At 68.6% G+C, this 14,378-nt stretch carries 11 protein-coding genes; 6 read left to right on the top strand and 5 right to left on the bottom strand.

Annotated features, from left to right (window positions below; genetic code table 11):
• Positions 1 to 60: 60 nt before the first annotated feature.
• Positions 61 to 492, bottom strand: a complete 432-nt coding sequence (locus tag ACJH7A_RS02620; RefSeq protein ID WP_346417009.1) for a hypothetical protein — start codon at positions 490 to 492, stop codon at positions 61 to 63.
• Positions 493 to 565: 73 nt separating this feature from the next.
• Here ACJH7A_RS02620 and ACJH7A_RS02615 point away from each other — a divergent pair, with 73 nt between their 5' ends.
• Positions 566 to 1,111: a restriction endonuclease gene (locus ACJH7A_RS02615; protein WP_406783837.1), complete on the top strand. Its 546-nt coding sequence runs from the start codon at positions 566 to 568 to the stop codon at positions 1,109 to 1,111.
• Here the strand turns inward: ACJH7A_RS02615 and lat are convergent.
• Both lat and ACJH7A_RS02605 read right to left on the bottom strand, forming a co-directional pair.
• Positions 1,097 to 2,428, bottom strand: coding sequence for an L-lysine 6-transaminase (lat, locus tag ACJH7A_RS02610; protein ID WP_406801393.1), 1,332 nt, complete (start codon positions 2,426 to 2,428; stop codon positions 1,097 to 1,099). The two genes, ACJH7A_RS02615 and lat, sit on opposite strands and share 15 nt — an antisense overlap.
• Positions 2,429 to 2,477: 49 nt before the next feature.
• The gene (locus ACJH7A_RS02605; RefSeq protein ID WP_133426946.1) at positions 2,478 to 2,939 is read right to left on the bottom strand and encodes an Lrp/AsnC family transcriptional regulator; all 462 of its coding nucleotides are present in this window, start codon (positions 2,937 to 2,939) and stop codon (positions 2,478 to 2,480) included.
• Between the two features lie 27 nt (positions 2,940 to 2,966).
• Here ACJH7A_RS02605 and ACJH7A_RS02600 point away from each other — a divergent pair, with 27 nt between their 5' ends.
• The 5 genes from ACJH7A_RS02600 (at position 2,967) to ACJH7A_RS02580 (ending at position 11,684) form a co-directional block, all read left to right on the top strand.
• Positions 2,967 to 4,166: a 2-oxoadipate dioxygenase/decarboxylase family protein gene (locus ACJH7A_RS02600; RefSeq protein WP_406801392.1), complete on the top strand. Its 1,200-nt coding sequence runs from the start codon at positions 2,967 to 2,969 to the stop codon at positions 4,164 to 4,166.
• The gene (locus ACJH7A_RS02595; RefSeq protein ID WP_406801391.1) at positions 4,163 to 5,713 is read left to right on the top strand and encodes an aldehyde dehydrogenase family protein; all 1,551 of its coding nucleotides are present in this window, start codon (positions 4,163 to 4,165) and stop codon (positions 5,711 to 5,713) included. Before ACJH7A_RS02600 ends, ACJH7A_RS02595 begins: the two co-directional genes overlap by 4 nt.
• A 15-nt stretch (positions 5,714 to 5,728) precedes the next feature.
• Positions 5,729 to 6,517: an SDR family oxidoreductase gene (locus tag ACJH7A_RS02590; protein WP_406801390.1), complete on the top strand. Its 789-nt coding sequence runs from the start codon at positions 5,729 to 5,731 to the stop codon at positions 6,515 to 6,517.
• A gap of 91 nt (positions 6,518 to 6,608) precedes the next feature.
• Positions 6,609 to 11,102, top strand: coding sequence for an ATP-dependent helicase (locus ACJH7A_RS02585; RefSeq protein ID WP_406801389.1), 4,494 nt, complete (start codon positions 6,609 to 6,611; stop codon positions 11,100 to 11,102).
• A gap of 33 nt (positions 11,103 to 11,135) precedes the next feature.
• Positions 11,136 to 11,684 carry a hypothetical protein gene (locus ACJH7A_RS02580; protein WP_406776309.1) on the top strand — a complete coding sequence of 183 codons (549 nt, stop codon included), beginning with the start codon at positions 11,136 to 11,138 and terminating at the stop codon, positions 11,682 to 11,684.
• Here the strand turns inward: ACJH7A_RS02580 and ACJH7A_RS02575 are convergent.
• The gene (locus ACJH7A_RS02575; RefSeq protein ID WP_406776310.1) at positions 11,681 to 12,937 is read right to left on the bottom strand and encodes a DUF222 domain-containing protein; all 1,257 of its coding nucleotides are present in this window, start codon (positions 12,935 to 12,937) and stop codon (positions 11,681 to 11,683) included. The genes ACJH7A_RS02580 and ACJH7A_RS02575 overlap by 4 nt on opposite strands.
• A 58-nt stretch (positions 12,938 to 12,995) precedes the next feature.
• Positions 12,996 to 14,234: a thiolase family protein gene (locus ACJH7A_RS02570; RefSeq protein ID WP_406776311.1), complete on the bottom strand. Its 1,239-nt coding sequence runs from the start codon at positions 14,232 to 14,234 to the stop codon at positions 12,996 to 12,998.
• Positions 14,235 to 14,378: the final 144 nt, after the last annotated feature.

Here is a 14,378-nt window from a genome sequence, read left to right as displayed (position 1 = left end):
CCCTTCGAGCGACGTGATGTGCAACTCCAGAGTTGCACACGCCAGCCCGTACTGCAACCCTCAGATTGCACTTGCGGTCGCGCGCCGCTCTCGCACCAGCATCAGGCCGATGGTGCCGAACACCAGGTTGGCCGCGATCTCCAGAATCGCGGTCACCCACGAGAACGCCGTCACGCGCGCCCACGGCGGCGCATTGATGAAGCTGTCGCTGAAGAATCCCCACTTCGGAAGCAGATGTGCCGCAGTGAATCCCACCGCGCCGGCATAGCCGATACCGACCGCCGCGAGCGGTGCCCACCGGTTCCGCTTGAACACCAACGTGATCGTGACCGCCGCGAGAATCAGCTGCAGCGTGCCGCCCACCATCACCGCCGGTGGGACGACGTTCATCCCCCGCCGCATGTGATCAGCGCCGTGCAGCAGCAGCGCGACGGCCAAAAAGCCTGCGGCCCAATCGAAGTTACGTTGCCAATTCCTGGATTCACCAGTCATTCGGATCACCTCTACTACGCACGGTAGTAAACAGGTGCCGTTCTGTAAAGACCTGTCAGGGGTTGGCCCTACGATGCCTGGCGTGCGGATGAAACTCTTGGGCGCGGCCGGGCTGTTCTCGGGCGGCGCGGCGTATCTGCACGGCTGGACCTGGGAACCGGCGCTGGGCGTGGCCGTCGGCGTGCCGCTGCTCCTCGCCGCCGTTCCGCACGTCATCACCGGGATGCGCACCCCGAGCCGCCACGAAGATCCCGTGCACGACATGTCCGGCACCGAATTCGAGGACTACGTCGCCCGGATCGCCCGGTCCTGCGGCGTCCCCGTCATCATGACGGAGCTGTCGGGAGACTGGGGCGTCGACCTGATCGTCGGGACGCGGCCCAATCGCCTTGCCATCCAATGCAAGCGGCTGTCCCGGCCCGTCGGCCCCGGCGCCGTCCAGGAGGTCGTCGCCGGTGCACCCATGCAGGACTGCGCGCACACCATGGTGGTCACCAACAACGACTTCACTCCGGCCGCACGGAAATTGGCCGAGTTGCACGACTGCACCCTCGTCAGCGGCAGCGAGCTGACCCGGCTGCGCGGACTGATCCGGCAGCAGGTCCTAGAGCGCCGCTAGCACGTCCCGAACCGCCTGAACCGCTTCATCGATCTCGGTCCGCGACACCGTCAGCGCCGGTCGGAACCGCACGGAGTCGGTGCCGCTGGCCAGCAGGATCACGTGGTGCTGCCACAGCCGCCTGATCACCTCGTCGCGCTGCGCGGCCGACGGCATGCTGAACGCACACATCAGCCCACGCCCGCGCGGATTGAGTACCAGCGCCGGGAATTCGCTTGCCAGGCAGCGCAATTGCCCCACTAGGTACCTGCCCATGCGCACGGCGTTGTCGATCAGCCCATCGGCCTCGATGACCTCGAGGATGCGGCGGGCCCGCACCATGTCGGTCAGGTTGCCGCCCCAGGTGGAGTTGATCCGTGAACTGACGCGGAAGACGTTGTCGGGGACGTCATCGACGCGACCACCGGCCATCACACCACACACCTGGGCCTTCTTCCCGAACGCCACGACGTCGGGTGTGACGCCCAATTGCTGGTAGGCCCAAGGGGTTCCGGTCATCCCGACGCCCGTCTGCACCTCGTCGAAGATCAGCAGCGCGTCGTACTCGAGGCACAACTCCCGCATCGCGGCGAAGAACTCGGAACGCATGTGCCGGTCGCCACCCTCACCCTGGATCGGTTCGGCGATGAAGCAGGCGATGTCGTGCGGGTACGCCTCGAAGGCCGCCCTGGCCTGGCGCAGCGATTCACGTTCCAGCGCAACGATATCCACGTCCGGCGTCACCACCGGGGCATCGATACGCGGCCAGTCGAACTTCGGGAACCGGGCGACCTTGTTGGGGTCGGTGTTGGTCAGCGACATGGTGTAGCCACTGCGGCCATGGAACGCGCCGCGCAGATGCAGGACCCGGGTGCCCAGCGCCGGGTCGATGCCGCGCGACTCGTTGAGGCGGCTCTTCCAATCGAACGCCACCTTCAGCGCGTTCTCCACGGCCAGCGCCCCACCGTCGACGAAGAACAGGTGCGGCAGCGCCGGGTCGCCGAGCACCCGCGCGAACGTCTGCACGAAGCGCGCCATCGGCACGCTGTACACGTCGGAGTTGCTCGGCTTGTTCACCGCCGCCTGCGCCAGTTCGGCGCGGAAGGCCGCATCGGTGAGCGCCGGATGGTTCATCCCCAGCGCCGACGACGCGAAGAACGTGAACATGTCGAGGTACCGGGTGCCGTCACGGGCGTCGACGAGATACGAGCCACCCGACCGGTCCAGATCGAGCACGAGATCCAGGCCGTCGGTCAGGATGCTGCGCCCCAGCACGTCGCGCACGTCGCGGGCGCTGCCCGCCGACAGCCCGTCACCAGAAGTCAGAACAGCGGTCATGGCGCCATCCTAACGCAATATTTACAGCTTGCCCGCCTTCTGACAGGAACTATTCCGGTAGTGACACCTGATCATCGTAAAAAGTCTGTAAGATGATGGTGCTTCGCGTGCGAACGTTGGCGACCGTGCGGATCCGCTGCAGCAGGCCCTCCAGCGCCCGCGCCGAGGCGACCCGCACCAGCAGGACGTAACTCTCCTCGCCGGCCACCGAATGGCAGGACTCGATTTCGGGGAAGGGTTGCAGCCGCGCCGGGGCATCATCAGGTTGGGAAGGATCGAGTGGGGTGATCGCAACGAACGCCGACAGCATGTGGCCGACGGCCTCGGGGTTGATCCGCGCTGTGTATCCGGTGATCACTCCGCGGGATTCGAGCCTGCGCACGCGCGACTGCACCGCCGACACCGACAGTCCCGCCGCCGTCGCGAGGTGTGCCAGCGTCGCGCGGCCGTCGGCCATCAGCTCCCGCACCAGGATTCGGTCGACATCGTCTAGCTGCTCGGCTTCGGCCATGGCCGGAGACTACCCGCAGGTCGTGCCATGACGGTCCAGACCTGGGAGCTGCGCGCCGCGTTCGCCGCCGCACTGTCGCGCATGTACGGCACCGAGGTTCCGGCGTACACCACGCTGGTCGAGGTCAGCACGGCCGTGAACCGCGACTGCGCCACCGACGGCCGGCTCGGTTCCCTCGAGCGCGTCACCGCCGAACGCCACGGCGCGATCCGCGTTGGCAGCCCCGCCGAACTCGCTGACGCCGCAGCCCTTTTCGCAGCCTTCGGCATGTACCCCGTCGGCTTCTACGACCTGCGCGAGGCCGCCTCACCGGTGCCCGTGGTCTCCACCGCGTTCCGTCCCATCGACGCAGAAGAGCTCGACCGCAACCCGTTTCGGGTGTTCACCTCGATGCTGGCCACCGAGGACGCCCGCTTCTTCTCCCCCGATCTGCGCACCCGGGTGCAGCGGTTCCTCGGGCAACGCCGGCTGTTCGACCCAGCGCTGATCGCCCAGGCCCGCCGGATCGCCGCCGACGGCTGCCCGGACCATGATGCCGACGATTTCGTCCGCCGCTGCACTGCCGCTTTCGCGTTGTCCCGCACGCCGATCGACAAGGCCTGGTATGACGAGCTCAGTGAGATCTCGGCCGTCGCCGCGGACATCGCCGGCGTGGCCACGACCCACATCAACCATCTGACGCCGCGCGTGCTCGACATCGACGAGCTGTACCGGCGGATGACGGCCCGCGGCATCACCATGATCGACGCGATCCAAGGCCCGCCCCGCACGGACGGACCGCAGGTCCTGTTGCGGCAGACCTCGTTTCGGGCCCTGGCCGAGCCACGCACGTTCCGCAACCCCGACGGCACGGTGTTCGACGGGAGTCTGCGGGTGCGCTTCGGTGAGGTCGAGGCCCGCGGAGTGGCGCTGACCCGCGCCGGCCGGGAGCGCTACGACGCCGCGATGGCCGACCAGGAGCACTGGGACCGGTACTTTCCCGCCACCGACGCCGAGATGGCGACACAGGGCCTGGCCTACTACCGCGGCGGCGACCCCACGAAACCCGTTGTCTACGAGGACTTCCTGCCGGCCTCCGCGGCCGGCATCTTCCGGTCGAACCTGGACCGGGATGCGCAGCCGGCAGCCGCCGACGACCACTCCGACTACAGCCTCGACTGGATGGCCGGTGCCATCGGCCATCACATCCATGACCCGTACGACCTCTACGAGAAAGCGGCATCATGACTCCCCTTCAACCGCAAGTGCAGAATCTCCTCCCGACTGCCGATCAACTCCGCGACCGCGTGCGTACCGCGCTGCAGGCCGTCGGTGCCCACGTCACACTGGGTGAGCCCGGCGACCACGGCTTGCACGCCAGCACGCCCATCACCGGCGAAGTGCTCTTCACCATTCCGGAGAGCACCTCCGCCGATACGGATGCGGCGATCGCCGAAGCGGCGCAGGCCTTTTCCACGTGGCGCACCACCCCGGCACCGGTGCGCGGCGCGCTCGTGGCCCGGCTGGGTGAGCTGCTCGTCGAGCACAAGGCCGATCTGGGCACGCTGGTGACCATCGAGGCCGGCAAGATCACCTCCGAGGCCCTCGGCGAAGTGCAGGAGATGATCGACGTCTGCCAGTTCGCGGTGGGTCTCTCGCGCCAGCTGTACGGGCGCACCATCGCCTCGGAGCGGCCCGGCCACCGGCTCATGGAGAACTGGCATCCGCTGGGGGTCGTCGGCGTCATCACGGCGTTCAATTTCCCCGTCGCCGTGTGGGCCTGGAACGCCGCCATCGCGCTGGTGTGCGGCGACACCGTGGTGTGGAAGCCCTCCGAGCTCACCCCGCTGACCGCCGTCGCCTGCCAGGCGCTGCTCGAGCGTGCCGCGGCCGACGTCGGAGCACCCGCGCATGTCGGCCGGTTGGTGCTGGGCGGCCGTGACATCGGCGAACAGCTGGTGGACGACCCCCGTGTCGCGCTGCTGAGTGCGACGGGATCAGTGCGGATGGGTCAGGAGATCGGCCCGCGGGTGGCCCAGCGGTTCGGCAAGGTGCTGCTGGAGCTCGGCGGCAACAACGCGACCATCGTCACGCCGTCGGCCGATCTCGATCTCGCGGTGCGCGGCATCGTGTTCGCCGCCGCCGGCACCGCAGGCCAGCGGTGCACCACGCTGCGCCGCGTCATCGCGCACCACAGCGTGGTGGAGACGTTGGTGCAGCGCATCGTCACCGCGTATCAGAGCCTGCCCGTCGGTGACCCGTCTGCCGAGGGAACGCTGATCGGGCCACTGATCCACGAGCGGTCGTACCGCGACATGGTGGGCGCGCTGGAACAGGCGCAGGCCGAAGGCGGCGAGGTGACCGGCGGCGAACGCGTCCAGCTGCACCCCAGCTCGTACTACGTCACGCCGGCGGTGGTCCGGATGCCCGGGCAGACGGCCATCGTGCACCAGGAGACTTTCGCGCCGATCCTGTACGTGCTGACGTACGACACCCTCGACGAGGCCATCGCTCTCAACAATGCTGTTCCCCAGGGCCTTTCGTCGGCCATCTTCACCACCGACATCCGGGAGGCCGAACGCTTCATGGCCGCCGACGGGTCGGACTGCGGCATCGCCAACGTCAACATCGGCACCTCCGGCGCGGAGATCGGCGGTGCGTTCGGTGGCGAGAAGCAGACCGGCGGCGGCCGCGAATCCGGTTCCGATTCCTGGAAGGCCTACATGCGCCGGGCCACCAACACCGTCAACTACTCCTCGGAACTGCCGCTGGCTCAAGGCGTGCAGTTCGGCTGAGGTAGACATGAGCCCGTGAAGATCGAAGGTGCGGTGGCCGTCGTCACCGGAGCGGGCTCGGGCATCGGCAGGTCCATCGCAACGGCGCTGGCGGCCGCGGGCGCATCGGTCGTGGCCGGCGACATCAATGCCGAGGCCGCCGCCGAGACGGCCGCGGGCTACGGCGGTGTCGGCATCGGCGCTGACGCGTCGTCGGTCGACGGCATCGCGACACTGCTCGACGCCGCACGCGATGCGTACGGGCCCGTCGACATCTACGTCGCCAACGCCGGCATCACCGGCGAACCAGGACTGGGCGACGACGAGGCCGCCTGGGACCGCATCATCGACATCAACCTGCGCGCGCACATCCGGGCCGCTAAAGCCGTTGTGCCGGAATGGGTCGAGCGCGGCGGCGGGCATTTCGTCGCTGTCGCCTCCGCCGCCGGCCTGCTCACCCAGCTCGGTGCGGCGGGGTACAGCGTCACCAAGCACGCCGCCGTCGGGTTCGCGGAGTGGCTGACCATCACGTACGGCGACCAGGGCATCGGCGTCAGCTGCGTCTGCCCGATGGGTGTCGACACGCCACTGCTGCGCGGCATGACGGACTCCCCCGATTCCGCGATCCGGGTGGCCGGCAATGCCGTGACCCACGCGGGTAACGTCGTCGGGCCCGATCACGTCGCCGGCCTGGTGGTCAAGGCCATCGAGGACGGCACGTTCCTGGTCCTCCCGCACCCCGAGGTGCTGGAGATGTACCGCCACAAGGGCGCCGACTACGACCGCTGGATCGCCGGCATGCGGCGCTACCAGCGGACCCTCTGACCTGCGATTTGTGCACGATTTTCCGCGCTGACCGCGGATTTTCGTGCACAAATCCCTCAGGCATGTCAGACCCGCCGGGCAGTATGGACACGTGAATCCACTCGACAGGTTCAGTGACCTGACCCGGGAGTGGTTCGCGGCTGCCTTCAGCACGCCCACCCCGGCCCAGGAGCAGGCCTGGCAGGCCATCGCCGACGGCCACAACACGCTGGTCATCGCCCCGACCGGGTCCGGCAAGACCCTGGCGGCGTTCCTCTGGGCCATCGACCAGCTGGCGCAGGAGCCCACCAACACCAACGGCGCCAAGGGCACAAAAGTCCTCTACGTCTCGCCGCTGAAGGCCCTCGCGGTCGACGTCGAGCGCAACCTGTCCACGCCGCTCACCGGCATCACGCGGGTCGCCGAGCGCGTGGGCGCACCCGCGCCCGAGATCACCGTCGGCGTGCGGTCGGGTGACACGTCGCCGGCGCAGCGGCGCCAGCTGATCGCGACACCGCCGGACATCCTGATCACCACACCCGAGTCGCTGTTCCTCATGCTGACGTCGGCGGCCCGCGAGACGCTGGCGACGGTGCGAACCGTCATCGTCGACGAGGTACACGCCGTCGCCGCCACCAAGCGCGGCGCACACCTGGCCCTGTCGCTGGAACGTCTCGACGAGCTGCTCGACAAGCCGGCCCAGCGGATCGGCCTGTCCGCGACCGTCAAGCCACCCGAGGAGGTCGCCCGGTTCCTGTCGGGAGCGGCCCCCACCAGCATCGTCAAACCGCCGGCCGCCAAGACCTTCGACCTGAGCGTCGAAGTACCGGTACCGGACATGGCCAACCTCGACGGCGGCACCATCTGGCCCGATGTCGAGGAACGCATCGTCGACCTGATCGAGTCGCACAATTCGTCGCTGGTGTTTGCCAACTCCCGGCGCCTGGCCGAACGGCTCACCGCGCGGCTCAACGAGATTCACGCGGCCCGCTCGGGCATCGAACTGCCCAATGAACGCAACCCGCAGGTCGGTGGCGGCGCGCCCGCCAACCTCATGGGCAGCGGGCAGACCTTCGGCGCGCCGAGCCTGCTGGCCAAGGCTCACCACGGCTCGGTCAGCAAGGAGGCCCGGGCGCAGGTCGAAGAGGATCTCAAGAGCGGCCGGCTCAAAGCCGTCGTCGCCACGTCCAGCCTGGAACTCGGTATCGACATGGGCGCCGTCGACCTGGTCATCCAGGTCGAGGCGCCGCCTTCGGTGGCCAGTGGTCTGCAGCGCATCGGCCGCGCCGGCCACCAGGTCGGTGAAATCTCCGAGGGTGTGCTGCTGCCCAAGCACCGCACCGACCTGATCGACTGCGCCGTCACCGTGCAGCGGATGCGCGCGGGCGAGATCGAGACCCTGCAGGTGCCCACCAATCCCCTCGACGTGCTGGCCCAGCACACCGTCGCGGCGGCGGCTCTCGAGCCCCTCGACGCCGACCGCTGGTTCGAGGCCGTCCGCCGCAGTGCACCGTTCGCCGCCCTGCCGCGCACCGCCTTCGAAGCGACGCTCGACCTACTGGCCGGCAAGTACCCGTCCACCGAATTCGCCGAGCTGCGGCCGCGTCTGGTCTACGACCGCGACACCGGCACCCTGACCGCCCGGCCGGGCGCGCAACGGCTGGCGGTCACGTCCGGCGGGGCGATCCCGGACCGCGGCATGTTCACCGTCTACCTGGCCACGGGTGACGAAAAGCCCTCGCGGGTAGGTGAACTCGATGAGGAGATGGTCTACGAGTCACGGCCCGGCGACGTCATCTCCCTGGGCGCCACCAGCTGGCGGATCACCGAGATCACCCACGACCGGGTGCTGGTGCTGCCCGCGCCCGGCCAGCCCGCGCGGTTGCCGTTCTGGCGCGGCGACGCCGTCGGCCGCCCCGCCGAGCTGGGTGCGGCGATCGGCGCCTTCACCGGGAAGCTCGCCGGACTGCCGCGCACCGAGTTCGACGACTACTGCAGCACAATGGGTTTCAACGGCTACGCCACCGACAACCTGTGGCAGCTGCTCGACGAACAGCGGCAGGCCACCGGTACGGTGCCCACCGACACCACGTTCGTGGTGGAACGGTTCCGCGACGAGCTCGGCGACTGGCGGATCGTCCTGCACTCCCCCTACGGGCTGCGGGTGCACGGGCCGCTGGCGCTGGCGGTCGGCCGACGCATCATGGAGCGGTACGGCATCGACGAGAAGCCCACCGCATCCGACGACGGCATCGTGCTGCGGCTGCCCGATACCGGGGAAAACCCGCCCGGCGCAGACATTTTCGTCTTCGAGGCCGACGAGATCGAGCCCATCGTCACCGCTGAGGTCGGCGGGTCGGCACTGTTCGCGTCGCGTTTCCGCGAATGCGCGGCACGGGCGCTGCTGCTCCCGCGGCGCCATCCCGGCAAGCGGTCGCCGCTGTGGCATCAGCGGCAGCGCGCCGCGCAGCTGCTCGACATCGCCCGCAAGTACCCGGATTTCCCGATCGTGCTGGAGACGGTGCGGGAATGCCTGCAGGACGTCTACGACGTGCCGATGCTGATCGAGTTGATGCGCCGCGTCGCACAACGCCGCATCCGGGTGCTCGACGTGCAGACCGCCACGCCGTCGCCGTTCGCCGCATCGCTGCTGTTCGGTTACGTCGGCGCGTTCATGTACGAAGGCGACAGCCCCCTCGCCGAACGCCGGGCTGCCGCACTGTCGTTGGACGCCACCCTGTTGGCCGAGCTCCTGGGCCGCGTCGAGCTACGGGAACTGCTCGACCCGGACGTGGTCACCGCCACCATCCGGCAACTGCAACATCTGACCGAAGACCGTGCCGCGCGCGACGCCGAAGGCATCGCCGACCTCCTGCGGCTGCTCGGGCCGCTCACCACCGAGGAACTCCGGCAGCGTTGCACCGCAAGCGATGTCGAGGCCTGGTGCGCCACCTTGCAAGCTGCCAAACGCGCCGTCTCGGTGACGTTCGCCGGCCAGAGCTGGTGGGCCGCCGTCGAAGACATGGGCCTGTTGCGCGACGGCCTCGGTGTCGCGGTGCCGGTCGGCGTGCCGGCCAGTTTCACCGCCACCGTGACCGACCCGCTGGGTGAACTGCTCGGCCGCTACGCCAGGACCAACGGCCCGTTCACGACGACGCAGGCCGCCGCCCGGTTCGGCCTGGGTCACCGGGTGACCGCCGATGCCCTGAGTCGGATGGTGCTGGACGGCAAGCTCATTCGCGGTGAGTTCACCGATCTGCCGGACAGCGTCGACCAGCAGTGGTGTGACGCCACGGTGCTGAAGATTCTGCGGCGCCGGTCGCTGGCCGCACTGCGGGCCCAGATCGAACCCGTCAGCACCGCCGCGTACGCCCGGTTCCTGCCGGCCTGGCAGCAGTTCGGTGATGCCCGCGGCATCGACGGCCTGGCGTCGGTCATCGAACAGCTTGCGGGCGTGCCGATTCCGGCGTCCGCGGTCGAGCCGCTCGTGTTCGGCCAGCGGGTGTCGGACTATCAGCCGGCGATGCTCGACGAACTGCTGGCCTCCGGTGAGGTCACCTGGTCGGGCGCCGGCCAGATCGGCGCCAACGACGGCTGGGTCGTCTTCCATCGGTCCGACACCGCGCCGCTGTCACTGGCGCCGGGCACCGAGATCGAGTTCACCGACGCGCACCGCGAGCTGCTGGACACGCTGAGCAACGGCGGCGCCTACTTCTTCCGGCAGCTGGCCGCAGAGGACAGCACCGATGCGAAACAGGCGCTGTGGGAACTGATCTGGGCCGGCTGGGTCACCGGCGACACCTTCGCGCCGGTACGGGCGCTCCTCGGCAACGCGGGACGCAAACCCGGTGGATCGCACCGGCAGCGGCAGCAGCGTCCGCCCCGGCTCAGCCGGTACAGCGTCGCCCGGCCGCAGGCCCGCACCGTCGATCCCACTGTCGCCGGCCGGTGGTCGGCCCTGCCACCCGCTGAGCCGGAATCCACGACACGGGCACACTTTCAGGCCGAGCTGCTCCTCAACCGCTATGGCGTCGTCACGCGTGGCGCGGCCGACGGTCTGCCCGGCGGCTTCGCCACCCTCTACAAAGTGCTGACCGCTTTCGAGGAAGCCGGACGCTGCCAGCGCGGGTATTTCATCGAATCCCTCGGTGGTGCACAGTTCGCGGTGGCCTCGACGGTGGACCGGCTGCGCAACTATCTCGACAACGTCGACCAGAGCAGCCCCGATTACACCGCCATCGTGCTCGCCGCCACGGACCCGGGAAATCCCTACGGCGTCACGCTCCCCTGGCCCGAGGCAGCCGGCCATCGGCCGGGCCGCAAGGCGGGCGCGCTGGTCGCGTTGGTCGACGGCGAGTCGGTGTGGTTCCTGGAGCGCGGCGGAAAATCGTTGTTGTCGTTCGGCGCCACCCCGGAACAACAACGCGCGGCGGCCGGTGCGCTGGCGGAGCTGGTGAGCACCGGTCGGCTGCAGTCGCTGTTGATCGAGAAGGTCAACGGGGAGCCGGTATTGGCCCCTACCCCCGACGCGGCGCAGGCCGAGGTCCACGCCGCGCTTGCCGACGCCGGTTTCTCCCGAACGCCGCGAGGGCTGCGGCTGCGCTAGGCCTCCGGCAAGACGTTCGGCAGTATCGACCGCATGGAAAGTGGGTTGTCAGACGCCGCCATCGCCGCGATGACGCCGGCGCAGCGGCACGAGCTGATCATGCGCTTGCAGCGTCCACTGGATGAAGTGTTCCCGCCCGCGATGGCGAGGAGGATGCGGCGCATCCGGCTGACGGTGATGACCGGCAGCTGCATCGTGCTGATCCCGTGGGTCGTCTACCTCGGATTCACGCTTCCGGACAACTACACGGCGCACAACTGGCCGGCGACCTGGATCGGTTTCGACGGTCTCCTCGTCGCCTTCATGGCCACGACCGCGGTGCTGGGCTGGTTGCGTCGTCAACTCGTGCTGCTCACCGCGTTCACGACCGGGGTGCTGCTGGTCTGTGATGCCTGGTTCGACGTCATGACGTCCGATTTCGGCCACGACTCGACGGTGCCGTTGGTCACCGCGGTATTGATCGAACTGCCGCTGGCGGTGCTCATGATGACCGGCGCCATCCGGATTCTGCGTCTGACCGCGACGCGGCTGTGGTTCCTCGAACCCGGCGCACCGCTGTGGCGGCTGCCGCTGCTGCCCTAGTTGGTCGAGGGTGTGGGTGGTGGTTCGAAGGGTTGGTACCACCACCATTGGGCGCGTTCCCCGGTCGGTCCGGGGCACGGCGGCACATCAGGGCGAGCTGAGGTGGGTGGCCGCGCAAGAGATCCGCCGTCGAGCTGGCGGCCCGCGGCATCGGCGACGACCAGCCGATCAGCCGGCCCGGTGATCGTGATGACCCGCTGGTGATGCAGCCGATGGTGGTACGGGCACACCAGCACCAGGTTGTGCAGTTCGGTCTCCCCGCCGTTCTCCCAATGAATGATGTGATGCGCATGCAAACCGCGGGTGGCCCCGCACCCGGGGACGCGGCAGCAGCGGTCGCGGTGTTCCAGCGCGCGGCGCAGCCGCCGGCTGATGGTGCGGGTGGTGCGCCCGGCCCCGATCGGCTGCCCGTGTTTCTCGAGCCATACCTCGCAGGTGGCGTCGCACAACAGCAGTTGGCGTTCCTCGTCGGTGAGCATCGACCCCAGATGCAAGGTGGCTGTGCGCTGTTCGAGGTCCGCATGCACGACGACGGTGGTGTGCTGCGCATGCGGACGCAGTGCCACGTCGGCGTCCCAGCCGGCCTCGACCACGCTCATGAACGCGTCCACCTGGTTCGGGAACGGCGGTGCCTGCTCCGACACTTGCCCTTCGGTGTCTTCGTGGTCGCGTTTCCAGTCCGCGACCAACGCGTCCTGATGCGACGCCACGGCGGCATCGAACTTCGCCGCCTCCAACTTCGGCAGCCGGATCTTGTAGGTGACCGAGCCGTCATCATGGGTGGTCTTGGCGATCGACCGCTCCGGTTCAGGCGTGGGCTCAGGCTCCGGGCGCGGTTCCAGTTTCACCGCCGTCCGCAACTGCGTGACCGTGGCGGATTCGGCGAACTGCGCGTAGTGCTCGTCAGAACCGTCGGCCGCGTGTTCGGCGACCACCCCGACCTGATCCAACGACAACCGGCCCGCCCGCATCGCCTCCGCGCAGCGCGGGAACTCCTCCAACCGGTGCGCCACCGCCACCATCACTTCCGCATTACGCGGCGAGACACCGGTTTTCCATGCCATCAACGACGCCATCGACCGGGCACCGGTGGCACCCCAGAGCCCGTCCCGGTCGATCTCGGCGGCAATCTGCACCAGCCGCGCGTCGATCGCGTTGCGCTGACCGGTCAGCTCACCGATCTCGGCGAAGTACGCATCCATCCGCTCGCACGGCGACGACTCAACATCGAAAGCCGTTGCGCTGCTGGACATAACACCATCAAACCAGAGGGGTACGACAAAAAATCGCACCCAGTCGCTCGCCTACTCCTCAAGCAGCAGAGGGATTTTCGAGCACAATGGCAACGCCTTGACCCGATCCGACGCAGACGCCGATGGCTCCGTAGCGGGCATTGCGCTCGCGCAGTTCGGTGGCCAGGGTCAGGACATACCGGGCACCGGTGGCGCCGAACGGGTGGCCGATCGCCACGGCGCCCCCGTTGGGTGTGAGCTTCTCGTCGGGCACGACGAATCCGTCGAGCTGATTGGGCAGCTCGCGCAACACCCCGAGGGCCTGCGCGCTGAACGCTTCGTGGACCTCCCAGACATCGATCTGCTCAGGCGTCAGACCGGCACGTTTGATGGCCAGGGGCAGGGCCCACGCCGGTGCCAGCCCCATGAACAGCGGGTCGATCCCGTACACCGCCGAGGACACCACCCGCGCCAACGGCTCGACGCCGAGTTCCGCCGCGCGCTCCCCCGACGCCAGTACCAGGGCGCTGGCGCCATCGGTGAGCGGCGTCGAATTGGCCGCGGTCATCTGGGTCGTACCCGGCTGCGGTCGCAGTGCCGCCAGCTGCTCGGCCGTGGTCTCGTCGCGGATGAATTCGTCGTGCTCGAAAAGCCGCGCCGGCGCCTTCTTCGTCGCGGCGATCTCGACCGGCATGATCTCCTTGGCCAGGCGCCCGGAATCGCGGGCCGCCTTGGCATTTCGCTGTGTGCGCAGCGCGAAGGCGTCGATCTCCTCGCGCGTCAGACCGTAGCGATCAGCCACCTTCTGCGCGGTCTCGATCATGCTGATGTAGGCGTTGCGCGCCAGCAGCGCCGGGTTGGGCGGGCCGCCGGCACCGGCCCACATGGTGTCGAGCAGGATGACCGGCCCGCGCGGCGCGAACGGTGCGTCGCCTTTCATGTAGGCCCAGCCCGATCGCGACATCGACTCGACGCCGCAGGCCATCCCCACGCCCAGGTCGCCGGCCCGGATCGCGTGCGCGACGTTGATCGTGGCACTCAGCGACGAACCGCAGAATCGGTTGATGGTCGTCCCGGCCACGGTGTCCGGGAATCCGGCGGCGAGCGCCGCCCAGCGGGCGACGTCACCCATCCCCTCGTGGGCAGGGTTCACACAACCGGCGACGACGTCCTCGATGGCGCCGAGTTCGACGCCGACGCGTTCGCACGCGCCCTTCATCGTCATGCCGAGGAGGTCATCGGTGCGGATGTGCGACAGCGAGCTGCCGTACCGCGCAAATGGAGTGCGGACACCACCAAGCACAAATGCTTCTGTCATCAGACGTCTCCCGCTCGATGTCGAGCCGAGCGTACGTCGAACGTGAACGTGATCGCGCGGATCTCGGCTCAAAGTCAATCGATTAGTGCAACGTGGCTAGGCGGCTTGGTTCAAGAGCGCGGCTAGGCGTTGGGCTGGGGTGTC

This window comes from Mycobacterium sp. SMC-17 (assembly GCF_045310915.1).
Lineage (GTDB): Bacteria > Actinomycetota > Actinomycetes > Mycobacteriales > Mycobacteriaceae > Mycobacterium.
This window is presented reverse-complemented; position numbering and strand designations above follow the sequence as displayed.